General features: G+C 64.2%; 23 protein-coding genes and 1 pseudogene. 6 read left to right on the top strand and 18 right to left on the bottom strand.

Annotation, left to right across the window (positions count from 1 at the left end):
* The first annotated feature begins 13 nt into the window (after positions 1-13).
* On the top strand, positions 14-1597 hold the full coding sequence (locus J7347_RS11245; protein WP_209162175.1) for a GMC family oxidoreductase N-terminal domain-containing protein: 1584 nt from the start codon (positions 14-16) through the stop codon (positions 1595-1597).
* 460 nt (positions 1598-2057) lie between these two features.
* Here the strand turns inward: J7347_RS11245 and J7347_RS11240 are convergent, their stop codons facing one another.
* From J7347_RS11240 to rpmI, 10 genes are all read right to left on the bottom strand, one after another.
* Positions 2058-3440 (bottom strand): ammonium transporter, encoded by a 1383-nt coding sequence (locus tag J7347_RS11240; RefSeq protein ID WP_209162173.1) that lies wholly within the window; start codon positions 3438-3440, stop codon positions 2058-2060.
* Between the two features lie 26 nt (positions 3441-3466).
* Positions 3467-3805, bottom strand: a complete 339-nt coding sequence (locus J7347_RS11235) for a P-II family nitrogen regulator (RefSeq protein WP_209162171.1) — start codon at positions 3803-3805, stop codon at positions 3467-3469.
* 145 nt (positions 3806-3950) lie between these two features.
* Positions 3951-4652, bottom strand: a complete 702-nt coding sequence (locus J7347_RS11230) for an endonuclease/exonuclease/phosphatase family protein (protein WP_209162169.1) — start codon at positions 4650-4652, stop codon at positions 3951-3953.
* A 4-nt stretch (positions 4653-4656) separates the two neighbouring features.
* Positions 4657-5526 carry an alpha/beta hydrolase gene (locus tag J7347_RS11225; RefSeq protein WP_067681513.1) on the bottom strand — a complete coding sequence of 290 codons (870 nt, stop codon included), beginning with the start codon at positions 5524-5526 and terminating at the stop codon, positions 4657-4659.
* 49 nt (positions 5527-5575) lie between these two features.
* Positions 5576-7108 (bottom strand): peptide chain release factor 3, encoded by a 1533-nt coding sequence (locus tag J7347_RS11220; RefSeq protein WP_067681516.1) that lies wholly within the window; start codon positions 7106-7108, stop codon positions 5576-5578.
* A gap of 17 nt (positions 7109-7125) precedes the next feature.
* Positions 7126-7878 (bottom strand): SDR family NAD(P)-dependent oxidoreductase, encoded by a 753-nt coding sequence (locus tag J7347_RS11215; protein WP_209162167.1) that lies wholly within the window; start codon positions 7876-7878, stop codon positions 7126-7128.
* Position 7879: 1 nt separating this feature from the next.
* Positions 7880-10264 (bottom strand): phenylalanine--tRNA ligase subunit beta, encoded by a 2385-nt coding sequence (gene pheT / locus J7347_RS11210; RefSeq protein ID WP_209162165.1) that lies wholly within the window; start codon positions 10262-10264, stop codon positions 7880-7882.
* Complete coding sequence (pheS, locus tag J7347_RS11205; protein ID WP_209162163.1) at positions 10261-11364, bottom strand: phenylalanine--tRNA ligase subunit alpha; 1104 nt, start codon at positions 11362-11364, stop codon at positions 10261-10263. Before pheS ends, pheT begins: the two co-directional genes overlap by 4 nt.
* Before the next feature lie 86 nt (positions 11365-11450).
* The gene (gene rplT, locus J7347_RS11200) at positions 11451-11810 is read right to left on the bottom strand and encodes a 50S ribosomal protein L20 (RefSeq protein ID WP_160661505.1); all 360 of its coding nucleotides are present in this window, start codon (positions 11808-11810) and stop codon (positions 11451-11453) included.
* Positions 11811-11869: 59 nt separating this feature from the next.
* Positions 11870-12073, bottom strand: a complete 204-nt coding sequence (gene rpmI, locus J7347_RS11195) for a 50S ribosomal protein L35 (RefSeq protein ID WP_067681531.1) — start codon at positions 12071-12073, stop codon at positions 11870-11872.
* A gap of 197 nt (positions 12074-12270) precedes the next feature.
* Between rpmI and J7347_RS11190 the strand changes: the two genes are divergently transcribed.
* The gene (locus J7347_RS11190; RefSeq protein WP_209162161.1) at positions 12271-12918 is read left to right on the top strand and encodes a hypothetical protein; all 648 of its coding nucleotides are present in this window, start codon (positions 12271-12273) and stop codon (positions 12916-12918) included.
* An 18-nt stretch (positions 12919-12936) separates the two neighbouring features.
* On the opposite strand, the gene J7347_RS11185 is transcribed toward J7347_RS11190, so the two are convergent.
* Positions 12937-13677, bottom strand: a complete 741-nt coding sequence (locus J7347_RS11185) for an SDR family oxidoreductase (RefSeq protein WP_209162159.1) — start codon at positions 13675-13677, stop codon at positions 12937-12939.
* Between the two features lie 16 nt (positions 13678-13693).
* Positions 13694-14473 carry an SDR family oxidoreductase gene (locus J7347_RS11180; protein ID WP_209162158.1) on the bottom strand — a complete coding sequence of 260 codons (780 nt, stop codon included), beginning with the start codon at positions 14471-14473 and terminating at the stop codon, positions 13694-13696.
* Positions 14474-14566: 93 nt separating this feature from the next.
* On the opposite strand from J7347_RS11180, the gene J7347_RS11175 reads away from it, so the two are divergent.
* Positions 14567-15274: a bacteriorhodopsin gene (locus J7347_RS11175; protein WP_209162155.1), complete on the top strand. Its 708-nt coding sequence runs from the start codon at positions 14567-14569 to the stop codon at positions 15272-15274.
* 1 nt (position 15275) lies between these two features.
* Here J7347_RS11175 and J7347_RS11170 read toward each other — a convergent pair whose 3' ends face one another.
* A complete protein-coding gene (locus J7347_RS11170) occupies positions 15276-16082 on the bottom strand; it encodes an inositol monophosphatase family protein (RefSeq protein ID WP_209162153.1) in 807 nt (268 codons plus the stop codon).
* A gap of 199 nt (positions 16083-16281) precedes the next feature.
* Between J7347_RS11170 and J7347_RS11165 the strand changes: the two genes are divergently transcribed.
* Positions 16282-17280: a helix-turn-helix domain-containing protein gene (locus J7347_RS11165; RefSeq protein WP_209162151.1), complete on the top strand. Its 999-nt coding sequence runs from the start codon at positions 16282-16284 to the stop codon at positions 17278-17280.
* 9 nt (positions 17281-17289) lie between these two features.
* Here J7347_RS11165 and J7347_RS11160 read toward each other — a convergent pair whose 3' ends face one another.
* On the bottom strand, positions 17290-18225 hold the full coding sequence (locus J7347_RS11160; protein WP_067681549.1) for a ribose-phosphate pyrophosphokinase: 936 nt from the start codon (positions 18223-18225) through the stop codon (positions 17290-17292).
* Between the two features lie 205 nt (positions 18226-18430).
* Positions 18431-19414, bottom strand: a complete 984-nt coding sequence (glpX, locus tag J7347_RS11155) for a class II fructose-bisphosphatase (RefSeq protein ID WP_209162149.1) — start codon at positions 19412-19414, stop codon at positions 18431-18433.
* A gap of 147 nt (positions 19415-19561) precedes the next feature.
* On the opposite strand from glpX, the gene J7347_RS11150 reads away from it, so the two are divergent.
* Complete coding sequence (locus J7347_RS11150) at positions 19562-20167, top strand: hypothetical protein (protein ID WP_209162141.1); 606 nt, start codon at positions 19562-19564, stop codon at positions 20165-20167.
* On the opposite strand, the gene J7347_RS11145 is transcribed toward J7347_RS11150, so the two are convergent.
* From J7347_RS11145 to J7347_RS11135, 3 genes are read right to left on the bottom strand one after another with little or no spacing between them, the layout of a single operon-like run.
* Positions 20127-21449 carry a homoserine dehydrogenase gene (locus J7347_RS11145; RefSeq protein WP_209162134.1) on the bottom strand — a complete coding sequence of 441 codons (1323 nt, stop codon included), beginning with the start codon at positions 21447-21449 and terminating at the stop codon, positions 20127-20129. The genes J7347_RS11150 and J7347_RS11145 overlap by 41 nt on opposite strands.
* On the bottom strand, positions 21442-21882 hold the full coding sequence (locus J7347_RS11140; RefSeq protein ID WP_209162132.1) for a thioesterase family protein: 441 nt from the start codon (positions 21880-21882) through the stop codon (positions 21442-21444). Before J7347_RS11140 ends, J7347_RS11145 begins: the two co-directional genes overlap by 8 nt.
* 58 nt (positions 21883-21940) lie before the next feature.
* Positions 21941-22801: a hypothetical protein gene (locus J7347_RS11135; protein ID WP_245174050.1), complete on the bottom strand. Its 861-nt coding sequence runs from the start codon at positions 22799-22801 to the stop codon at positions 21941-21943.
* Positions 22802-23169: 368 nt separating this feature from the next.
* On the opposite strand from J7347_RS11135, the pseudogene J7347_RS11130 reads away from it, so the two are divergent.
* A pseudogene (locus J7347_RS11130) lies at positions 23170-23362 on the top strand (energy transducer TonB); the annotation flags it as partial.

The raw sequence follows: 23362 nt of genomic DNA, 5'->3' as shown, positions 1-23362 counted from the left end.
AGGGAGAGAGAGCATGGACGAATTCGACGTCATCGTGGTGGGCGGCGGCAGCGGCGGATGCGCGGTCGCAGGCCGGTTGGCCGAAGCGGGATACAGCGTGTGCCTGCTGGAAGCGGGTGGGCGCAACGACACGTTCGGCGTCAAGACCCCCGCCATGCTCGCCTTCACCGGGCCGAAGATCAATTACCGCTACGAAACCGTGCCGCAAAAAGGCCTCAACGGGCGGCAGGGATACCAGCCGCGCGGCAGGGGCCTTGGCGGATCGTCGGCGATCAATGCGATGATCTATATCCGCGGCAATCGCTACGATTACGACAATTGGGCGGCCTTGGGATGCGACGGGTGGAGCTATGATGACGTGCTCCCCTATTTCAAACGCGCCGAACACAATGTGCGCGGCGATGACGCCTATCACGGCGCGTCCGGCCCGCTGTGGGTCAGCGACCAGAGCGCGGTCAATCCCGGCAGCCACGCCTTCGTCGAGGCGGCAACGCAGCTGCAATTGCCGCGCAACACCGATTTCAACGGCGAGCGCCAGCAGGGCTTCGGCATCTATCAGGTCACGCAGAAGGATGGCGAGCGCTGGTCGGCCTCGCGCGGCTATGTCGAGCCGCTGCGCAAGTCCCGCAATCTGGATGTCCGCATCGGCGTGACGGTCCAGAAGGTGGAGATCGACGGCGACCGCGCGACCGGCGTGACCTATTCGGCGGGCGATCGCCAGCGCACCGTGCGCGCGCGCGGCGGCGTGGTGATGAGCGCGGGCGCGTTCAATTCGCCGCAGATCCTGATGCTGTCGGGCGTGGGCCCGGGCGGTCACTTGAGCGAACATGGAATAACCGTGCAACGGGACTGCAACGCGGTGGGATCGGATCTGCAGGACCATATCGACTACGTTTCGAGCTGGCAGACCCAAGATGACGGGTTTTTCGGCGACAGCCTGAAAGGCACGATGCGCATGGCAAAGGCGCTGATCGAACATCGCCGCCATCGCACCGGGATCATGACCACGCCCTATGCCGAGGCGGGTGGTTTCTGGACGGTCATGGAGGATGCGCCCGCGCCCGACGTCCAGTGGCATTTCGTCCCCGCCATGCTGGAAGATCACGGACGCACCAAGGTGAAGGGGCATGGCTTCTCGCTTCATGCCTGCGTGTTGCGGCCCGAAAGCCGGGGCACGGTGCGGCTAGCCAGCCGACGGGCGGCCGATGCGCCGGTGATCGATCCCAACTTCCTCGACGATGATCGCGACATGGCGGTGCTGAGGAAAGGCGTGCGCCTGTCGCACCGGATCGTCGATGCACCGGCGATGCAGGCTTTCGAGCCGAAGGATCGCTATCCCATCGACCTCGACGACGACGACGCGCTCGACGATTTGATCCGCAGCCGCGCCGATACCGTCTATCACCCGGTCGGCACCTGCCGGATGGGCGCAGACGAGGACAGCGTGGTCGACCCCAAGCTCAAGGTGCGCGGGATCAGGGGGCTGTGGGTCGCGGACGCCAGCGTGATGCCGCGCCTGGTCAGCGGCAACACCAATGCGCCGAGCATCATGATCGGGGAGAGATGCGCCGACTTCGTGAAGGACGAGCTGGGGTAGATACGCCTGCGGGAATGGCGAGATAGATTGGTCGCTCTCGGCTTCGGGCGCTAGACCGATAGCGCGCGCACCAGGGCCAAGCGTTGAGGTTGTGTTTTGCGCAAGCGCGTCCGCGCTCGCGATATCCTCGCGCCTGCGGCGCTGCGGGCGGGCGGTCGCCCTTGCGGACCCTGCGGGTCCGAGCTCCGCCACCAAGCCGAGATGTTTAAACGGCAACGGTCCGCGACGAGCGGACCGCAAGGGCACGCGCCCGCCCCACAGGTGCCCGACCGTAGGGAGGAACAGCACCGAGGACGAACCCGCGGAGGCGGGTTCGAAACACTAAACCCAACAAAAAAAGGCCGGAACTCCGTTCGGGAGCTCCGGCCTTAGTCTTATGTTCGCAGGAGGAACATCGGTTGGCGGGGTCGGGGTTTGAGAGAGAGGAGAGAGAGCCCCCGGCCCCGCCAATTCGGTAGGATCAGTTGTAGGCCCGCTCCCCGTGCTCGGCGATGTCGAGGCCGTTGACCTCGTCTTCTTCCGAGACGCGCAGACCGGTGACGAGCTTGGCGATCATGCCGGCGATGAAGGTACCGACTGCCGCCCAGACGATGGTGACGACCACGCCTTCGAGCTGGATGACGACCTGCGCCAGCGTGCCGACTTCGCCATCGCCCGGACCGCCAATGAACGGCTGGACCACGATGCCGGTGCCGATCGCGCCGACCACGCCGCCGATGCCGTGAATGCCGAAAGCGTCCAGGCTGTCGTCGTAACCGAACTTGGTTTTCACCTTGGCGACGAAGAAGTAGCACACCGCCGAGGCCACGATGCCGAGCAGGATCGCGCCGAACGGGCCGCTATTGCCCGCAGCGGGGGTCACGGCGACGAGACCGGCGATCACGCCCGAGCAGAAGCCGAGCGCGCTGCCCTTGTGACCGGCCAGCTTCTCGATCACCATCCAGGTCAGTGCACCTGCCGCCGTGGCGACGAAGGTGTTGATCATGGCGAGACCGGCGACACCGTCGGCTTCCAGTTCCGACCCGGCGTTGAAGCCGAACCAGCCCACCCAGAGGAGACCCGTGCCGATCATGGTCATCACGAGGCTATGCGGCGGCATCGGTTCGGCGGGATAGCCGCGACGCTTGCCGAGCATCATGGCCAGCACCAGGCCGGAAACACCGGCATTGATGTGGACCACGGTGCCGCCCGCGAAATCGAGCGCGCCTGCATCGAACAGGAGACCGCCGGTCGCCCACACCATGTGCGCGATCGGGAAATAGACGATGGTCAGCCAGATCGGCACGAACACCATCATGGCGGAAAACTTCATCCGCTCCGCCGTGGCGCCCAGGATCAGGGCCGCGGTGATAGCCGCGAAGGTCATCTGGAAGCTGATGAAGACGTATTCGCTGATGACTTCGTCGCTGAAGGTCGCCGCCGTGCTGTCGGCGGTGGTGCCGGTGAGGAAGGCGTTGCCCCAGCTGAAGAAGGCGTTGCCTTCGGGGCCGAAGGCGGTGGAATAGCCCCACATCACCCAGATCAGCATGGCGAGCGCGGCAGTGGCGCCCACCTGCGTCAGCGTCGAAAGCATGTTCTTCGACCGCGTCAGGCCGCCGTAAAACAGCGCGAGGCCCGGCAGGATCATCAGCAGGACCAGAATGGTGGATGTCATCATCCAGGCATTGTTGCCCGGATTGGGAACGGCCGCAGCGGCTTCCACGGTCGCGCCCGCGATGGGCGATCCGGTGACGCCGTCAACCGCTTCCTGAACGGCTTCCTGCGCCGTTGCGATGGCCGAGGATGCCCCGGCCAGAAGAGCAGTGCCGATCGAAGCGGCACGGACGAAAGGTGTGCGGATCATGGTGCCTCCCATGTTCGTGACGCAGGTCATAGCGCGGTGTCTCCCGTTTCGCCGGTGCGGATGCGCGTTGCGGCGGCGAGGTCGAGCACGAAGATCTTGCCGTCTCCGATCGCTTCGGTGCTCGCGGTCTGCTGGATGGCTTCCACCACCTGCGGCGCCAAATCGTCGCTCGCGGCGATTTCCAGCTTCACCTTCGGCAGCATGTTGGTCGAATATTCGGCCCCCCGATAGATTTCGGTCTGGCCCTTCTGGCGTCCGAAACCCTTCACTTCCGAAACGGTCATGCCAGCAACACCGATCGCTCCGAGAGCTTCGCGCACCTCGTCGAGTTTGAACGGCTTGATGACGGCGATGATGTATTTCACGGCGCGCATCCCCCTTGTTAGAGGCCGGGCCCGTTCCCGGCTCTCGCAAGTGCAGCAAAGCGCGTGCCAAACCCCGAAATCGCGCAATAACAATACACTGCGACTGCGCGCTTCGGTAACCTTTGTTTAACGAATAAGCTCGTGCCTAAATCTTAGGCAGCTCCAGTGTCGCCGTGATCGGCAAATGGTCGGATGCGACCGCCGAGAGCGCGGTGTGATGCGTTCCGCTTTCGATCACGCGAAAATGGTCCGAAGCGACCAGCCGGTCGAGCCGGGCGATCGGCTTGCGGCTGGGAAAGCTCGCGCCCGGCGTGATCAGCGTCCACCTGTCGCCGAATTCGCGCATCGCGCCGGTGCTGCGGCCCCATTGATTGAAATCGCCCGCAATCACGGTGGGGCAGTCGCCCTCGCATTCGCGCACGAATTTGAGCAGCGAGCGCACCTGATCGCGCCGCCGCAGCCCGGACAGGTCCAGATGAGTGCCGATGATGCGGATCGCCCGCCCCTCGACTGCGATATGGCCGCAGGCCGCGCCGCGCGGTTCCAGTGTCGGCAGGTCGAGCGCCTCGCCGCTTTCCACCTTCATGGTGCGCCGCACCAGCAGGGCGTTGCCATGCCAGCCGATGCTGCGCGGTCGCTTCGCCACCGGGATCACGCGCCAAGGCGTATCGTCCAGCAAGGCCTTGGGCAGCACGCTGGCGCGATCGCCCAGCCGTAGATCGGCTTCCTGCAAGGCGATGATGTCGGCATCGATCTCGCGGAGCACGGAAATGATCCGGTCGGGATCCCGCCGCCGATCGACGCCGACGGCCTTGTGGACGTTATAGCTGGCGAATGTGAGCTTCACGCGCTCAGAGGAAGTCGCGCAAGGTTTGCATGAAGCGGTCGAACTGGTCGTGGTGCAGCCAGTGTCCGGCATTCTCGAATTCGATCACTTTCGCATTTTCGAAATGCTCCAGCCGCCCATCGCCTTGCGGGTTGGAAGCCCAGCTGTCCGCACCATAGAGCAGCAGGGTCGGCGCGGTGATCGCGGCCCAGGTCTGGTGGAGAAATTCGTCCGCCACATCCTCGACATGCCAGACATTCAGATGCGGATCGAACTTCCAGCTATAGGTTCCGTCCTCGTTGCGGGTGACCCCATGCAACGTCAGATGGCGGGCCTGCGCCTCGGTGAGGTAGCTGTTCTCTTCGATCATCCGCGCGAAGGCAGCTTCGATGCTGTCGTATTTGCGGGGCGTTCGGGCGGCGGCGGCGCGCTTCTTCTCGATCCATTCCGCCATGCGCTGGGGATAGGGATCGGCGCGCATCTCCTCCTGCCGCTTGGGACTGGGACCGAGCCCTTCGATGGCGACGATCTTGCGGACCTTGTCGGGAAACGTCCCGGCATAACGCAGCGCGACATTGCCGCCCATCGAATGGCTGACGATGGTGACTTCGTCGTCGCCAAGTTGATGGACGAGCTGGGCAAGGTCGTAGACCATGTCCTGCACGTTGTAATTTCCATCGCTGACCCAGTCCGAATCGCCGTGGCCGCGATGGTCGAAGGCGACGACGTGCCAGTCCTCACGCAATTCCTCCGCCACCCAGTCCCAGCTGCGCGCATGATCGCGCCCGCCATGGACGAGCATCAGCAGCGGTTTTTCGGGATTGCCCCAATCGAGGTAATTGAGGCGCAGGCGCTGCGAGACGAAGGTCTGCGAGGTGGGTCCGGTGAGAGTCATGCCAGCGGTTTGAAATCCTCCGCGCCGCTGCGCAAGCCCGTTCGCCCGATTATCGCTCCTTCGTCGCCGAGAATTTCAGCTCCGGATTCTTCTCTTCCTGATAGCCGACGTCCCATGGGCTCTTGGCCATGAAGACCAGATCGCCGTCGCGATCCTTGGCGAGATTGGCACGATTGAAGCTTTCGAACTGGTCCAGCGCCTTGGCATCGCCCGACACCCAACGCGCAGTGGCGAAGGGCGCGGCTTCGAGCGCGGCCTCCACCTTGTACTCCGCAGACAGGCGAGAAACGAGCACGTCCAGCTGCAACTGGCCGACCACGCCGACGATCCACTGCGCGCCGATCTCGGGATAGAAGACCTGGATCACGCCCTCCTCCGAAAGATCGTCGAGCGCCTTTCGCAATTGCTTGGTCTTGGTCGGATCTTTCAACTGGACGCGGCGCAGGATTTCCGGCGCGAAATTGGGCAGGCCGGTGAAGCGGACCGTGTTGGTCTCGCTCAACGTGTCGCCCACGCGCAGAGTGCCGTGATTGGGAATACCGATGATGTCGCCCGGCTCCGCCGTGTCGGCCAGCTCGCGGTCCTGCGCGAAGAACAGGATCGGCGAATGCACCGCGATCGGCTTGCCGAGGCCGCTAGGCGTCAGCTTCATACCGCGTTTGAACGTGCCGGACACCTGCCGCATGAAGGCGATCCGGTCGCGGTGATTGGGGTCCATATTGGCCTGAACCTTGAAGATGAAACCCGTCACCTCGTCATGGTCCGGCCCGATCTTCTCCTCGCCCGCAGGCTGGGGGCGCGGCGGGGGTGCGAATTCGGCGATCGCCTCGATCAGCTCGGTGACGCCGAAATTCTTCAGCGCCGATCCGAAATAGACCGGCGTCAGATCGCCGTTGCGATAGGCGTCGAGGTCGAATTCGGGATAGCCGATCTGCGCCAGTTCGACGTTCTCGGCCACTTTCTCTGGCAGGTCGACATCCGCATCGCGCTTGCCCTTGAACTCCTTGGACGGGCCCTCGGGCCGCGCGACGCAGCCAGTCGAAAAATCGAGCACGCCCTGAAATTCGCCGCCCATCCCGACCGGATAGGCCTGGGGGCTCACGTCCAATGCCAGCATGTCCGCGATCTCGTCGAGCAGTTCGAAGACCGGACGCCCTTCGCGATCGACCTTGTTGACGAAGGTGATGATCGGCACGCTGCGCAGGCGACACACCTCGAACAGCTTCCTCGTCTGCGGCTCGATCCCCTTGGCCGCGTCGATCACCATGATGGCGGAATCGACCGCGGTCAGCGTGCGATAAGTGTCTTCCGAGAAATCCTCGTGCCCCGGCGTGTCGAGCAGGTTGAAGGTGATCCCGTCACGCTCGAACGTCATGACCGAGCTGGTCACGGAAATCCCGCGCTGTTGCTCGATCTTCATCCAGTCCGAACGCGCACGGCGAGCCGCCCCGCGCGCCTTGACCTGGCCGGCGAGATGGATCGCGCCACCGGTCAGCAGGAGCTTTTCGGTCAGCGTGGTCTTGCCCGCGTCAGGGTGCGAGATGATCGCGAAGGTGCGGCGGGAATTGTGGGTATCGGGCATTCTGTTTTCCTAGGGCGTTACTGCTGTTCCCGCGCCACCCGGAAGCCCGCGAAATCCTGATTGACCGGCATCGGTTCCAGTCGGTTGATATTGAGATGGGGCGGCAGTTCCGCCACCCATTTGATCATCATCGCGATATCCTCGCCCGTCATCGGATCGGAACCGCGATAGAGATCGTCCGACGCCTGCTGGCTGCCCGTCCGCACGAGGGTGAATTCGGTTTCCACCATGCCGGGCTCGATACTCGTCACGCGTACGCCGGTGCCGTGAAGGTCCGCGCGCAGCGCCAGCGTGAAGTGGTTCGCAAAGGCCTTGGACCCGGCATAGACATTGCCGCCCGGATAGACGTAATTCCCCGCGACCGAGCCCAGCGCAATGATCGCGCCCTTGCGCTCGATGAGGCCCGGCAAGAGCTTGCGCGTCAGCTTGACCATGGCGGTGACATTGGTGTCGATCATGGTCTGCCAATCGTCCAGATCGGCTTCCTGCGCGGGGCTGAGCCCCTGGGCGAGCCCGGCATTGTTCACGAGCAGATCGACTTTCGCGAACTCGCCGGGCAGCGCCGCGATGGCGGCATCCATCGCATCCTCGTCGCGCACGTCGAAGACAGCCGGGTGGACCTTGTCGGTTCCCAATTCGCTGACCAGCGCGTCGAGCCGTTCCTTGCGGCGCCCGGTCGCGACGCAGCGCCAGCCACCCGCGACCAAAGCGCGCACGGTAGCTTCTCCGATCCCGGCGGTGGCCCCAGTGACGAATGCGGTCTTGGTCATATCAGCCTCTCAACTCCGCACCCTGCTTGCTCGCAGCGGCGACGATCTTATCGGACAGCGCTTTGATCTCCGCCTCGGTGAAGCTTTTCTCGCCGGGCCGGAGCGTGACTTCGAGGGCGAGTGATTTCCTGCCCTCGGGCACGCCTGCGCCTGCGAACACGTCGAAGACGCGCGCCTCGACGATGGCCTGCTTGTCCGCGCCGCGCACCGCCTTGACCAGATCGCCCGCCGCGAGATTGGCAGGCACCAAGAACGCGAAATCGCGCGTGATCGCCTGCAGAGCGGGCGGCGCATAGGGAGCCCGCGCAAATCCGGCATTCTTCCTGGCCGGAATCGCGTCGAGATAGATCTCCACCGCGACAACCGGGCCATCGAGGTCGAACGCCTTCAACGTCGCGGGATGCAGCGCACCGAACCGCGCGAGCACGTTCTTCGGCCCGAGACGCAGGGTGGCGGACTGGCCGGGATGGAACTGCGCACCGGCTTCCCCAAATACCATCAGATTGTCGACCGGCGCCCCCGCCGCTTCGAGCAGCGCCAGAGCTTCCGCCTTGGCGTCATAGGCATCGAAGCCTTCCGCCTTACCGTCGCTCCATCCGCGCTGTGTCTTCTCGCCTGCCAACACGACACCCAGCGTCGGCTTCTCGTCGCTCGCGCCGTTCGCCGCGCGGAAATAGCGCCTGCCGATCTCGAACAGGCGCGATGTATCCGCGCCGCGATCCGCATTGCGCTTGGCCGCCATCAAGAGGCCTGGCAGCAGCGAAGGGCGCATCGCCTTCAGATCCTCGCTGATCGGATTGTCGAGCACCCACAAATCCGCACCGTCGGCGAAATGCTGCGCTGCCTGCGTCGGAAGGAAGCTCCACGTCACCGCCTCGTTCAGCCCGCGCGCCGCCGCTGCCCGACGCACTTTGCGCTCAGTGAGCTGGAGAGGAGACGCGGTTGCCTTGGCGACGCCTTCGGCGCGCGGCAAAGCCACACTCTCGACCTTGTCGAGCCCGTATATGCGCACGACTTCCTCGACCAGATCGGCAGGTCCTTCGATATCGTGGCGGCGCGGCGGGCAGGTGACCTGCCAATCGCCTGCGACCTCGAAATCGAGCGCTTTGAGAATGCGCTTCTGCTCGTCCTCGGCCACGTCGACGCCGCCGAGCGTCGCAGTCAGCTTGGGATCGAAGGCGATCCGCTTCGGCTCGACCGGGGGCTTGCCTGCCCGCGTCACTGCGCCGGGCGTACCGCCGCAGGTCTTGAGGATGAGGCTCGTCAGAATATCCAGCCCCTCGTCGAGGAAAGCGGGATCGACCCCGCGCTCGAACCGGGTGCGCGCATCGCTCGCAATGCCGAGCTTGCGGCCCGTCACGCCGATCGCCTCGGGATCGAAATAGGCGATTTCGAGCAGGACATCGGTGGTCGCGTCGGTGGCGCCCGAATGCTCCCCACCCATGATCCCGCCGATATCGTGGACGCTGGTTTCATCGGCGATCACGGTCATGCTGGAATCGAGCGTGTAAGTCTTCTCGTTCAGCGCCTCGACCCTCTCGCCGTCCTTTGCGCGGCGCGCGGTAACGGGACCACTCAATTTGGCGAGATCGTAGATATGCGCCGGGCGCCCGAAGGCGAGCATCAGGTAATTGGTGCAATCGACGAGCGCGCTGATGGGCCGTTGGCCCGCCGCTTTCAGGCGGCGCTGCATCCAGGCCGGGCTCGGGCCGTTGGTCACGCCCGTAATGGTGCGGGCGTAGAAGGCCGGACAGCCCTGCTCGTCCTCGATACGGATATCGAGCGCTTTGCCTTCGCCTTCGACTGGATCGGAAGTGACGGGCTTCAATGTCCCCAGCCCCGCCGCCGCCAGATCGCGCGCGAGGCCGAGCACGCCCATGCAATCGGGGCGATTGGGCGTGATCGCCACGTCGAAGACGGGCGAAACGTCGCTGTATTCGGCGAAAGCTTTTCCGACCGGAGCATCGGCGGGAAGCTCGATGATCCCGTCATGCTCTTCGCCGAGTTCGAGCTCCCGCACCGAACACATCATCCCATTCGATTCGACGCCGCGGATCGCGCTCTTGCGCAATTCCATTCCGTTGGCGGGCACGACCGCACCGGGCAGGCCGAGCACGCCCTTCATGCCCGCACGCGCATTGGGTGCGCCGCACACGACCTGCAAAGGCTCTGCATCGCCGGTGGAAACGCTCAGCACCTGCAATTTGTCGGCATCGGGGTGCGGGCCAGCGGTCAGCACTTCCGCCACGCGGAAACCGGCGAGCTTTTCCGCCGGATCCTCGATCCCTTCGACCTCGTGGCCGATACGATTGAGCGTGGCTGCGATCTCCTGAACCGAGGCATCGGTTTCGAGGAAATATGTGAGCCATTCGAGCGAGAATTTCATGTCCGCGCTCCTACACCGGCGGAGAGGGTCGGCTGATCGAAGGGCGAGAAGCCGTAATGCGTCAGCCAGCGGTTATCGCCGTCGAAAAAGGCGCGCAGATCGTCCATCGCGTATTTCAGCATGGCGAGGCGATCGACGCCGACGCCGAAGGCGAAGCCCTGCCATTCTTGAGAGTCCAGCCCGGCGAATTCGATGACACGCCGGTTGACCATGCCGCTGCCCAGCAATTCCATCCAGCCATGGCCCGGCGCATCGCCGTCGCCGCCCAGAACCCGCCTGCCGTTCACGTCCTTCCACCCGACATCGACTTCGACGCTGGGTTCGGTGAAGGGGAAATAGCTGGGGCGCAGGCGCAGCACGATATCGTCACGCTCGAAGAAGGCCTTGAGGAAGGTTTCCAGCGTCCATTTCAAATGGCCGAGATGGATGTCCCGGTCGATCACCAGGCCTTCGATCTGGTGGAACATCGGCGTGTGGGTCGCATCGCTGTCGCTGCGATAGACGCGGCCCGGCGCAATAATGCGGATCGGCGCGCCGTTTGCGACCATCGAGCGGATCTGCACAGGGCTCGTATGCGTCCTGAGCAACATCCGCCGCCCATCCGCGTCCAAATCTGGGAAATAGAACGTGTCATGCATGGCGCGCGCGGGGTGCGTTTCGGCCATGTTGAGCGCGGTGAAATTGTGCCAGTCGTCCTCGATCTCCGGCCCGGTGGCGACCGAGAAGCCGAGATCGGCGAAAATCTCCGCCAGCTCGTCCATCACCTGGCTGACCGGATGGACCGATCCCTTTGGCGTGATGGGCGCGGGCAGAGTCAGATCGAGCGTTTCGGACGCCAGCCGTTCTTCCAGCGCCGCCGCTTCCAGCACCGCCTTGCGATCCTCCACCGCATCGGCGACGCGCGTGCGCAGTCCCTGGATGCGGGGCGCTTCCTGCTGGCGCTCCTCCGGGCTCATCTTGCCCAGGGTCTTCATCAGCTGGCTGATCCAGCCCTGCTTGCCCAGCGCCTCGACGCGGATGGCTTCGACCTGATCGACGCTGTCGGCGCTATGCAGCCGCTCCAGCGTGTCGGTGACCTGTTGTTCGTGTTCGGTGCTCATCGTGGCGCTCGATTAGGAGGGACAACGAAAAAGCGCCACCCCCGCATGTGCGGGAATGGCGCTTCCTCGATTTTCATTTCAACAAATCAGGCGGGAAGCGCGTCCTTCGCCTGCTTGATGATGCTGCTGAACGCGCCTGCTTCGTTCATGGCGAGATCGGCCATGACCTTGCGATCGAGTTCGATCCCGGCCAGCTTCACGCCGTGCATGAACTGCGAATAGGTCAGGCCTTCGGCGCGGACCGCGGCGTTGATGCGCTGGATCCACAGGGCGCGGAAGGTGCGCTTCTTAACCTTGCGGTCGCGATAGGCGTACTGGCCGGCCTTTTCGACCGCCTGGCGCGCGACGCGGATGGTGTTCTTGCGGCGACCGCGATAGCCCTTGGCCTGGTCTAGGAGCCGCTTGTGCTTCTGGCGCGTGGTGACGCCGCGTTTGATGCGAGGCATATCAGTGTATCCTTATGATCTGGAAAGGCGCGCAGCCACGAGGCCGCGCGGCCAATGCGTCACTTGAGGCCGTAGGGCGCCCAGAGCTTGACGTGACCGACGTCGCAGTCGGCCATCACTTCGGTGCCGCGACGCTGGCGGATATACTTTGCGCTATGGCTCATCAAACGGTGGCGCTTGCCCGCGACACCATGCTTGACCTTGCCGGTGGCGGTGAATTTGAAGCGTTTCTTCACACCGCTCTTGGTCTTCAGCTTGGGCATTTTCATCTCCTATGGCAGAGACACGTCCGAACCGGCCCTGGCAGCCCTTGTCGCCAGGCAGGCAGATGAATCACGTGTCAGTGAAGGCGCGCGACATAGCGTTTTACGGGCCAAACGCAAGTCATTTGAGCCGTCATCCATCCCGGCTTCATTCGGCTCCTTTACCCTGATACCGTCATTGCGTTAGATCTGCACCTATGAGAAAAATCGTCATCTCCAGTGGATTGCTAATCCTTCTGTTTTTAGGTGCTTTCAAGGCAACGGCCGCAACCGAAGAAGTTGATCGCTACGATATTCCGGCGGAAAATCTGCTGATGAACACCTTCGCGGGTGAATACGTGACCTTTACCTATGGCGGTGCTCTAGCATCGGACGCCAATCAGATCGGATTAGTATTCGCGGGCGCGGAAGTTGCTGCTGCAATCCCCGGTTTCAAGGCGAAAACCCAAGGGTATATCGGACCCGTAGATGCGAGCCCTAGTGTGGTCGTGGAACGTGTTCCCGACAAATCGAACTTCCAATCGGCGCTCGTCACTAATGTCCAGCGTGCGACGACGTCTGATAAGCTAACTCGCTATGGTCAAACCAATTTCTTTTGGGACGTTGGAAGCCGAGGAATGTTCGACCTTTTGGATGAAGAAGGCGATTGGAAGCGAAACGATATGCTACCGCCCGCCTGTATGATATCCGAGACGCAAGATGGTGGAGAATATCACACCTGCCTCTTCAGCATTCGGCGTAACGGCTTCGAATACTCGTTTTGGCTTCACGGCGAGAACCTTGAGTACGCCGAGCTATTCGTGGATTTCGTCCGCGCCAAATTAGATCACTGGAAAATGAATTAGGCGTCTTAGAGCTGCGAGTCAGAAGTGGCTAAGATAGCCTCCGTCGACGGCGAGCGAATGGCCGGTGACATAGGCCGCATCGTCCGAAACGAGATAGGCGACCGCGCCAGCGACCTCGTCCGGCTTGCCCCAGCGCCCGAGCGATGTCCGGCGCTGGAGATGCGCGGCGACATCTTGGTCCGCCACCATGTCCGCATTCGCCTCCGTGGCGAAATAGCCCGGCGCGACCGAATTGACCGTGATACCGCTACCGCCCAATTCGGCCGCCAGCGCGCGGGTCAGCGCGGCGAGCCCGCCCTTGCTAGCCGTATAGAGCACGTCGCCGCGCGCGATATCGGCAGCGATAGACGTGATGTTGACGATGCGCCCGAACCCGCGCGGCTTCATGATCGCGGCTGCCCGGCGAGCGAGATCGAAGGGTGCGACGAGGTTCACCGCAAGCAGCGCCGCCATATCGACGCGCGCCAGTTCGGCGAGCGGACGGCGGTCGCGCTGGCCGACATTGTTGACGAGAAGGTCCAGCCCGCCCTCCGCCAGCCTCTCGAAGGCGGTGGCGGTGGCGGCATCGTCGGCGATATCGAAGGGCATTGCCTGCGCGCGTTCGCCGATCCGCGTCGCCGCATCCGCCAGCGCGTCGCCGTCGCGCCCGTTCAGCAGCACCTGCGCGCCGTCCTGCGCCAGCCTCTGCGCGATCGCGAAGCCGATCCCGCGCGCCGCGCCGGTCACCAGCGCGCGCTTGCCCCTCAGCCTGTCACTCATCTCAATGCCCGCTCTCTCAATGTTCGTAGATCATCTTTACCGTCATGCCACCATCGACATTCAGATGCTGGCCGGTGACGAAGCCCGCCTCGTGGAGATACTGGATGGCCTCCGCAATATCCTGCGGCTCCCCGATCCGGCCCACCGGGTGCTGATCGCGGTCGATATCGCGATGGTCGGGGTTCGAACGGTCCTCCTTCTTCTGCCACGGTCCGGTCTCGATCCAGCCGGGGCGGATCGCGTTGACGCGAATATCGGGGCCCAGCGTCACCGCCATGGCGTGGGTCAGGGCGTCGAGCCCGCCCTTGGCCGAAGCATAGGCATAGCTTTCGGGCTCGCTCATCACCGCACGGGTGGAGGAGATGTTGACCACGCTCGCGCTGCCACCGTTCCCGGCGGCGCGGCGCAGAAACGGAATCGCGGAACGGCTGACGAGGAAAGCGGCGGTCAGGGAAGCGTCGATCCAGGCCTGCCATTTTTCCAGCGACAGATCTTCGAGCGGCCCCGAATACGGATCGGCAATGCCGCTATTGTTGACCAGACAGTGGATCGCATCCTCGCCGATCCAGTCCGCAATGCTCTCGAACGCCTCCGCGACCGGTTTTTCCTTGCCGACATCGCAGGCCAGCAGCAGCGCTGTGTCGCCCGGCAGAGTTTCGCGCAACTCGCTTAAGGCATTGTCGTCCAGATCGAGGCCGATGACGCGCCAGCCGAGGCCGTGGAAATGCATCAGCGCGGCGCGCCCGATTCCGTTGCCTGCGCCGGTGATCATTATCGTCTGCTTGGTATCCTGCATCGCGCAACTCCTCTTGCGGGATTCTCATTCATCGTGCCGCAACCAAACCCGAAATCTTGCGTTGCGAGATTATCTAACAAAGGAGAGATTGCCATGACGCCCGAACAAATACCGCTGCTGATCGGTTTCATCGTCATGTCACTTGGTAGCGTGGCGATCTTCCTTCACGGCGATAAACGGCGCGAGTTCCGCCACCACACCCAATTTCATTCCCTTGTCCCCTTTATCGCGGCCACTGCCTATCTGGCGATGACGCTGGGCACGGGCGTGATCGAAATCGGCGGCACGACGATCTATTTCCCGCGCTATCTGGACTGGTCGGTGACGACACCGATTCTGCTCACCGGGCTGATCCTGACCGGGCTGCACGAACATCCGCGCCACTCCACCTATATCCTGCCCGCCATCGTGCTCGACGTGATCATGGTCGCGACCGGCCTGGTCGCCGCGCTCACCGAGGATCCGACGCAGAAGCTGATCTGGTTCGCGTGGTCCTGTGCCGCCTTTGCGGGCGTGCTCTACATCCTTTGGAAGCCGGTGCGCGATATCGGCGAAAATCTCGGCGGGGCGATGGAGAACGTCTATCGCGGGAACCTCGTCTTCCTGACCGTGGTCTGGCTGGTCTATCCCGTGGCGTTCGCGATCGGACCGGAATGGCTGGGTATCCTGAGCGGCACGGCTAGCCTTTGGCTGATCCTGGTGCTCGATGTGACGGCCAAGGTCGTTTACGGCTTCGTCGCCACCGCGCGGTTCAAGGCCCTGCCCGACGGAACCCCGGAACAGACCCGCCGCTACGGCTGAATCACCCCATGGCATCCAGCACGTCGTCAAGGCGTGCCGGATCGCCAAGGGCGAGCACCGTCCCGTCGCTATCGGCGTCCAAGGGATTGCCCTGCCAGTCGGACATGGTGCCGCCCGCCCCTTCGACGATCGGCACCAGGGCGGCGTAATCGTAGATCGCCATCCCCGCCTCGCACACGATGTCGACGTGGCCGCTCGCCAGCAGGCCGTAATTGTAGCAGTCCCCGCCATAGACGATGGTGGCCTGGCGCTCGTTTCCGCCCACCGCGCCGGCCAGCTTCATGTAGCCATCGGCCTCGTCCCGGCCGAAATAGTGTGGGCTACTTGTGGCGAGAACGGCCCCTTCGAGCGAGGGACAGGTACGCGCGGCGACGGGCTTGCCATTGAAAGTGGTTCCTCCCCCGACCTGCCCGGCCCAGCGTTCGCGGCCGATCGGCTGATCGATCACGCCGAGTATCGGCCAGCCGTCCTGCAAGAGCGCGATCAGCGTGCCGAAGATCGGGCGTCCCGCCATGAAGCTGATCGTCCCGTCGATGGGATCGAGCACCCAGCGGCGCCCGGCATTTTCGCGAGTCAGGCCGTATTCCTCGCCCAGAATGCCGTCATCGGGCCGCTCCGCTTCGAGAATGGCGCGAATCGCCGCCTCGGCGGCGCGATCCGCTTCGGTGACGGGCGAACGATCCGCCTTGCGCTCGCTGTCCCAGTTTCCGCGAAACAGGGGGCGAATCGCCTCTCCCGCCGCATCGGCGAGGCGGTGAGCGAGCTTGAGGTCGTCGCGGTCGGGCGACTGGTTCTGGAAAGATGGCATGCCCAGCGCCTAGCAGCGCGAGCGCGCCGTGCAAGCCGCACCGCGCAGTTGCGAAACGCCCCTTCGATAGGTTCATACCGGATCATTCACTCTCCACGAGCGGTCTTGATTACTGTCAAAATTTGTACGAATTCGACGCCGCCGGGTCTTGGACAGGATGCTTGGAGCCTAATCGGCGATTTCTAGCTGGGGGTTGGAAATGGCGACGCTGCGCAAGAAGAGAGTATCGAACGATCCGCCTCAACACACGCCTCTGATCGGGCGCACGGGCAGGGCACACGATGGCAATGCGCTCGCGTATAATGTTGCTCCTGCACGCGATCTGCGGCCGTGGGTGGGCTGGTTTGCCGCCACCCATGCGGAAAAGCCCGATAGCGAAGTGCTCGAAGGCGGCATCCTCGGCGATCATGCCGCCATCCGGGTTTTCCAAGGCGGCACCTGGACGGCCCTGACAGCCGATGGGCCGCGCGTCTTCGTTCCGGGCGAAAAAGGCATGGCGCTGTATTTCGGCCCACAGAGCAAGGTTATGCCGACATCGGTCGACGGCTCTTTCAAGGCCATCACCATCTATCTCGGCGTCGGCGGGGCGCAGGCGCTCGGCGCACCGGCGCAGAACGAGACGATCGACCGCGTCATGGATTTCGACGAACTCATGGGGCGCGGCCATTTCGCCTCGCTGTTCGATTTCGCAGCGCCGCCGCAGGCCTGGTACGAAACCTTCGCGCGCAATTTCGGGCGGTATCTGGCCGAAATCACGCCGCCACGTCCCGATCGCATCGCGCTGGAGTTCGAAACGTGCACGCTGGCGGACCCGGATTTCACGCTTCAGGAATTCGCCGAAGCGAACGATGTCTCGATCCGCACCGTCGAACGAGTGGTGCGCAAGGCGTATGGGCTGACACCCAAACAGGTCATGCGCCGTGCCCGCGCGCTCGATCTCGCCGCGGCCTTAATGGGCGTGGCGATGAGCGAGGAAGAGGCGGAAATGAAGCTGCGCTATTTCGACCAGTCGCATCAGATCCGCGAAATCCGCCATTTCTTCGACAGGACTCCGCGCCAATTGCGCGAAGAGAGCAATCCGCTGCTGATGCTCAATCTTGAGATCCGCCAGTCTCGCCGGATGGAGGCGTTGAAGCGCCTCTCGCCGGACAAGCCCGCCCCTTGGCGCGATCCGCGGATGGAAATCCGGCCGCGCTGACATCCGCACTCAGTCGAAGAGCGAGCTGACCGAACTTTCGTCCGCGATCCGGCGCACCGCTTCGCCGATCAGCGGCGCGATGGTGAGAATGCGGATGCGGTCCGAATCCACCGCATCGTCAGTCGCGCGGATCGAATCGGTGATGACCAGCTCCTTGAGCGCCGATTTGTCGACGCGCGCCACCGCGCTGCCCGACAGGACACCGTGCGTGATATAGGCCGCCACGCTGCTCGCCCCCTGATCGAGCAAAGCCTGCGCCGCATTGCAGAGCGTGCCGCCCGAATCGACGATATCGTCGATGAGGATACAATGCCGCCCCTGCACATCGCCGATGATGTTCATCACCTCCGATTCGCCCGGTCGATCGCGCCGTTTGTCGACGATGGCGAGCGGCGCGTTGTCGAGCCGCTTGGCCAGCGCGCGGGCGCGCACCACGCCGCCGACATCGGGGCTGACGACCATTAGATCCTGATCGCCATAGCGCGCCTGGATATCGGCCGCCATCACCGGCGCGGCATAGAGGTTATCGGTCGGGATATCGAAGAAGCCCTGGATCTGCCCGGCGTGGAGATCCACGGCCAGCACGCGGTCCGCGCCCGCATGGGTGATCAGATTGGCGACCAGCTTGGCCGAGATCGGGGTGCGCGGGCCGGGCTTGCGGTCCTGCCGCGCATAGCCGAAATAGGGCACGACCGCCGTGATCCGCCGGGCCGAGGCGCGCTTCAGCGCATCGATGCAGATCAGCAACTCCATGAGATTGTCGTTGGCCGGAAAGCTCGTCGACTGGACCACGAAAACGTCTTCGCCGCGCACGTTTTCGTGGATCTCGACGAAGATCTCCTCGTCGGCGAAGCGGCGCACGCCGGCATCCACCAGCGGCATTTCGAGATAGCCTGCAATCGCCCGGGCGAGCGGCAGATTCGAATTGGCGGCCATGATCTTCATGTGGGAGCGAATCCTTACGTAGCGCGGTTTCGCGCCCCGCCTAGCCGAGCGACATCGGATTGCAACATGAAGGCCGTTTTTGCCCCCAATCCGCCTGCATGCGGGCCTATTTCGCCTGATGCTTGCCCTTGATCCACCGCACTCCTTTATTGGAGACGCGCGAGGACCGTCGCGCACTGGGCGGGGCAGAGGACTTTCCCGCTGCCTACTTCGCTTGGTGCTCGCCCTTGATCCACCGCACGGTGCCCGAGCTCGCGCGCATCACCACGCTTTCGGTCGTCATCTTGCCGTTCCGGCGATATTTCACACCTTCGAGCAAGGAACCGCTGGTGACGCCTGTGGCGGCAAAGATGCAGTCGCCCTTCACCAGATCGTCACGCGTATAGATCCGGTCGAGATCCTCGATCCCCCACTTCGCCGCGCGCGCCTTCTCGTCATCGTTGCGGAACACCAGCCGTCCGTTGAACTGCCCGCCGACGCAGCGCAGGGCCGCCGCCGCCAGCACGCCTTCGGGTGCGCCGCCCTGGCCCATATACATATCGATCGTGGTGTCCTCGTCGGTCACCGCGATCACGCCTGCCACGTCGCCATCGCCGATCAGCACCACACCGCAGCCCAGCGCGCGCAATTCGGCGATGAGATCGGCATGGCGCGGACGGTCGAGCACGCAGACGATGATCTCGCCCGGCTCCACGCCCTTGGCCTTGGCGACTGCCTTCACGTTTTCGCTCGGCGATTTGGCGAGGTCGATGATCCCGTCGGGATAGCCCGGCCCCACCGCCAGTTTGTCCATATAGACGTCGGGCGCGTTCAGAAGATCGCCTTCGCCCGCCGCCGCCAGCACGGCCAGCGAGTTCGGCCCGGCCTTGGCAGTGATGGTCGTGCCTTCGAGCGGATCGAGCGCGATGTCGATCTTGGGCCCCTTACCCGGCGCGCCGCCGACCTTTTCGCCGATATAGAGCATCGGCGCCTCGTCGCGCTCGCCTTCCCCGATCACGACCGTGCCGTCCATATACAGCTCATCGAAAGCCTGGCGCATCGCTTCGACCGCGGCGGCGTCGGCGGCCTTTTCATCGCCCCGCCCGATCAGCTTGGAAGCCGCGACCGCCGCCGCCTCGGTCACACGGACCATTTCGAGCACGAGGATACGGTCGAGCGGATTGCGAGCAGTGTCGGTGGTCGAGTTCATGGCCGGTTCAGTCCCCAAAGCGGTCTTTGAGCGGCGGAGTAGACAGGGAGGATGGGCTTGTCGAGACAATCGGCGCCAGGGCTGGTGCGCATACCGTTTCGAACCGGCCAGATCGGGCGAAGGTTGCCGCTACCCGCGATAACCTTCTTGTTTCTCGCCGCGCCCGCCGCCCTCGCCGCCCAGCAGGCCGAACCGATCGCGTCGCCCACGCAGGCAAGCCCGCCCGAACGAGTCGATCTTCTCGCCCAGAGCCGTGAGATTGCCAGCGAGAATGCGGAAGGCGAGCTCGAAAATTGCAGCGAGACCGACGAAGCGACGCTGATTTCGGGCGAGATCGTCGTCTGCCGAAGGTCGCGGGACGATACCGCTGCCTACGGCTTCGACAAAAAGGCCTGGGAAGAGCGCTATGCCGCCGAAACGCGCGGGGCCGATCCGGTCGATGTCGCAGGGCCCGGCATCTTTCGCGGTGCGCCGACCGTCGGTGGCCTGTGCATACCGGGCCTGCAGAAATGCCCTCCTCCGCCTGCGATCGTGGTCGATTTCGCGGCTCTGCCCGAAGCGCCGCCGGGATCGGATGCAGACCGGATCGCGCGCGGCCTCCCGCCGCTCGGTCGCGACGGGCCGCGCCTGCCGCTGCCGCCTGCGCAGAACGCCGACACGCTCGATCTGCCTCCCCCGCCCGATTTTGCGGACGAGGACGAGGCCGCGCCCGTCAGTCCCGAAGGATCGGCAGCACCAGCGGCGCCGCAGTAAGGCTGTCCGACCCGTCGAGCAGGTCGAGCGCCTTGGCTACGCAGCGTTCGGGGCCTTCATGCGTGACCATGGCCACCAGCACTTCGCCCCCGTCCTGATCGCGGCCCTGCTGTATCAGGCTTTCGATCGAGACATCGGCGTCGCGCATCGCGGCGGTGATCTCGGCAAGGACGCCGGGACGATCGGTGACGGTGAAGCGGATATAGTCGCGGCCCACACGGTGGCCGGGATCGGCAGGTGCCATGGCGACAAGGTCCGAAACCGGGACCGAGAACGGCGCGCCGATATCGCCGCGCGCGATGTCGATCAGGTCGGAAACGACCGCACTCGCGGTCGGCCCGTCGCCTGCGCCGGCACCCTGGAACAGCAGGCGGCCGGAGAAATTCCCTTCCGCCACCACGGCATTGGTCGGCCCGTCGACATGGGCGAGCGGGTGGTGCTTAGGCACAAGGCAGGGGCGCACGCGCTGGAGCAGGCGGGGCGATCCGTCTTCCGCCATATCGCAATCGGCGATACCGACGAGGCGGATGACGAAGCCGAGCGTGTCGGCGCGAGCGATGTCGGCGGCGCGTACTTGCGTGATGCCCGTCACCGAAACCGCGTCGAAATCGATTCGCGCGCCGAAGCCGATCGCGGCCAGGATGGCGAGCTTGTGTGCCGCGTCCACCCCTTCGATGTCGAAGGCGGGATCCGCCTCGGCATAGCCCTTGGCTTGCGCTTCGGACAGGACGGCACCGAAATCCGCGCCGCTCTTTTCCATATGCGTCAGGATGAAATTGCAGGTTCCGTTGAGAATGCCCGATACGCGCTCAATCGCGTTCGCCGCCGCCCCTTCGCGCAATCCCTTCACCACCGGAATGCCGCCCGCGACTGCCGCTTCGAATTTGAGCGCAGCGCCGCCGATGGCGGCCGCTTCGGCCAGCGCCATCCCGTGATGCGCGACCATCGCCTTGTTGGCCGTGACCAGCGACTTGCCCGCATTGAGCGTGCGGCGCGCCAGCGCCAACGCCGGGCCGTCCGACCCGCCGACGAGCTCGACCACCACATCGACATCGTCACGCTCCGCCAGCGTGGTCATGTCGTCGCACCAGGCATAGGGCGACAGATCGACACCGCGATCGCGTTGGCGATCTCGCGCGCTGACCGCGACGATTTCGAGTGGCCGTCCCGCCCGCGCTTCCACCACGGCGCGATTGGTTTCAAGGAGGCGCAGGACGCCCGCCCCGACCGTGCCCAGTCCGGCGAGCGCGATGCGCAGGGGTTTCGCGGCGGCCTCAGACATCGACCGTCTCCTTTGCGGTTTCGGCGATATAGGGTCCGAAAGCCTGTCGCACGGTATCGGGGATGCGGCGGGGCTCTCCGCTGTCGAGATCGATATGGACCTGGACCAGCGCGATCTCGGCGCGCAGATCGTTTTCTCCGGAAGTCTCGCCGGCCCCGTGCAGCTCCATCCGCATCTGCATGCTCGAATTGCCGATCCGCAGGACCGTCAGCCGTCCCTCGACTAGTTCCTCCAGCCGAATCGGGCGCAGATAATCGACCTCGGCCTTGCGGATGTGGAATTCGATGTCGGGCATGCCTTCGGCGCGGCGCGCCCGGAAGAACTCCGACACGACGACATCGGCATATTCGAGATAGCGCGAATTGAAGACGACCGCCTGGGGATCGACTTCGGAATAGCGCACGCGGAAACGATGGGAAAACGGATCTGCCATGCCCTCGCGCCTAGCCGAGCGTGCGGCGGGGTGGGAACCAGTTTGTCTTGCCGCAGCCCTAGCTCTGGTTCGAACCGCGCCGTCGCTCGCACGCGCCGAGGCGGCTGATCACGTAACTGTAATCCTCCGCGGCGCGCGCGCGGCTTTCCGCATCGCGCGACAGATTCGCCTCGGCAGGCAGAGTGCGTGGCAAAGCGCAGGCGAGGCGATACCATTCGAGAGTACCGGTGCGCGGCGGTCGCGCCGCCTGGTCGACGATCTCGGTCCACGACACGCCCCAGCGCGGTTCCATCCCCGGACGGCGCACGACGGTGATCGAAACCGGCCCGTCATTCGCCGTGTCGAGGAACAGCTGCGTTTCCGATTCGCCCACCAGCGTGCCTGCGATGGACAGCGCGTCGCGCACGCCGGTCACCTGAGGCGGGCGATCGGCGGCCGCCAGCTGTTCGAGCACGGGTCGCAGGCGCGCGTCGAGATCGGGCGTCCAGGCAAGCTGGGCACGCGGATCGACCAATTGCAGCTCGTTCGGCCGACCCGAGACCGGGCGGGCGAACAGGACCACCTCCTGCTTCTTGAACTTGGGTACCTTGCCCTTCGCATCGAGAGGTACGTCGACGAGATAGCGCAGCGATTCGCCGACCGGGACATTGCCCGCGAGCAGCGCCTGGGTCTGTGCCTCGACATAGAGGCGCGCGAAGCCGGGCGCGAGGTTCGGAGCCCGCTCGGGCTTGAGGACCGCCTGGTCCTTGATCCGCGCCTTCAGGACCAGCGGCGCGCCCTCGGCCAGCGCGACCAGATCGGCATAGGTCGGCGCTGTGGACGCTGGCGGCACGGTCTGTGCCACGACAGGAGATGCCGACAGCGTAGCAAAGCTGGCAGCAAACAGCGCGAGGCGCATTGAGCGGGCGATAAAGGTCATGGGCGTTCCAGTGTTTGAGCCGATCGGAAGATTTACCAGTCGATCTTGCGCGCGACCGGTTCCATCGCGACCGCGCACCTTGGTTCGAATTGGAGGCCCTAAGCGGTGAATCAAGGGTTAACCGATAAAGCGATTGCCCCGTACGGTCACCATGGCTACAGGATCGGGCGGTCCGGGGATAAAGATTACAAAATTGCCCCGGCGGGTCCGCAGCGGACCTTTTCGGAAACTTCCGATGGCTGACGCCGTTGGAGGGGCTTGGGAAGGATGTCGGCGGAACACCAGAACGCCGTCCGGGTAACGCTACGACGTCCCGGATGAATGGCCGCCGGGTCCGCCCGGTACGGACGATGGAGTGATGCGACCGAATGGCTTATGCTGACCAACAGATGAGCGGCAATCGCGTAATCGCGATTATTATCGTTGCCCTCATCCATATTGCCCTAGGCTACGCGCTCGTCACCGGTCTCGCTTACGAGGCTGCTACCAAGGTGCTCGAACGCGTGACCACGATCGATGTGGAAGAGCCCCCGCCCCCGCCTGAGCCGGAGGAGGAGCCCC

The sequence above is a fragment of the Erythrobacter sp. A6_0 genome (assembly GCF_017744235.1).
Lineage (GTDB): Bacteria > Pseudomonadota > Alphaproteobacteria > Sphingomonadales > Sphingomonadaceae > Qipengyuania.
The sequence above is the reverse complement of the archived record's forward strand: the minus strand, read 5'-3'. Positions and strand labels throughout refer to the sequence as shown.

Bases quoted from the DNA above. Each gene is read 5' to 3' on its own strand.
- J7347_RS11245 (WP_209162175.1), top strand. From the start codon at position 14: ATGGACGAATTCGACGTCATCGTGGTGGGCGGCGGCAGCGGCGGATGC.
- J7347_RS11240 (WP_209162173.1), bottom strand. From the start codon at position 3,440: ATGATCCGCACACCTTTCGTCCGTGCCGCTTCGATCGGCACTGCTCTT.
- J7347_RS11225 (WP_067681513.1), bottom strand. From the start codon at position 5,526: ATGACTCTCACCGGACCCACCTCGCAGACCTTCGTCTCGCAGCGCCTG.
- J7347_RS11220 (WP_067681516.1), bottom strand. From the start codon at position 7,108: ATGCCCGATACCCACAATTCCCGCCGCACCTTCGCGATCATCTCGCAC.
- J7347_RS11215 (WP_209162167.1), bottom strand. From the start codon at position 7,878: ATGACCAAGACCGCATTCGTCACTGGGGCCACCGCCGGGATCGGAGAA.
- pheT (WP_209162165.1), bottom strand. From the start codon at position 10,264: ATGAAATTCTCGCTCGAATGGCTCACATATTTCCTCGAAACCGATGCC.
- pheS (WP_209162163.1), bottom strand. From the start codon at position 11,364: ATGAGCACCGAACACGAACAACAGGTCACCGACACGCTGGAGCGGCTG.
- rplT (WP_160661505.1), bottom strand. From the start codon at position 11,810: ATGCCTCGCATCAAACGCGGCGTCACCACGCGCCAGAAGCACAAGCGG.
- rpmI (WP_067681531.1), bottom strand. From the start codon at position 12,073: ATGCCCAAGCTGAAGACCAAGAGCGGTGTGAAGAAACGCTTCAAATTC.
- J7347_RS11190 (WP_209162161.1), top strand. From the start codon at position 12,271: ATGAGAAAAATCGTCATCTCCAGTGGATTGCTAATCCTTCTGTTTTTA.
- J7347_RS11185 (WP_209162159.1), bottom strand. From the start codon at position 13,677: ATGAGTGACAGGCTGAGGGGCAAGCGCGCGCTGGTGACCGGCGCGGCG.
- J7347_RS11180 (WP_209162158.1), bottom strand. From the start codon at position 14,473: ATGCAGGATACCAAGCAGACGATAATGATCACCGGCGCAGGCAACGGA.
- J7347_RS11175 (WP_209162155.1), top strand. From the start codon at position 14,567: ATGACGCCCGAACAAATACCGCTGCTGATCGGTTTCATCGTCATGTCA.
- J7347_RS11170 (WP_209162153.1), bottom strand. From the start codon at position 16,082: ATGCCATCTTTCCAGAACCAGTCGCCCGACCGCGACGACCTCAAGCTC.
- J7347_RS11165 (WP_209162151.1), top strand. From the start codon at position 16,282: ATGGCGACGCTGCGCAAGAAGAGAGTATCGAACGATCCGCCTCAACAC.
- J7347_RS11160 (WP_067681549.1), bottom strand. From the start codon at position 18,225: ATGAAGATCATGGCCGCCAATTCGAATCTGCCGCTCGCCCGGGCGATT.
- glpX (WP_209162149.1), bottom strand. From the start codon at position 19,414: ATGAACTCGACCACCGACACTGCTCGCAATCCGCTCGACCGTATCCTC.
- J7347_RS11145 (WP_209162134.1), bottom strand. From the start codon at position 21,449: ATGTCTGAGGCCGCCGCGAAACCCCTGCGCATCGCGCTCGCCGGACTG.
- J7347_RS11140 (WP_209162132.1), bottom strand. From the start codon at position 21,882: ATGGCAGATCCGTTTTCCCATCGTTTCCGCGTGCGCTATTCCGAAGTC.
- J7347_RS11135 (WP_245174050.1), bottom strand. From the start codon at position 22,801: ATGACCTTTATCGCCCGCTCAATGCGCCTCGCGCTGTTTGCTGCCAGC.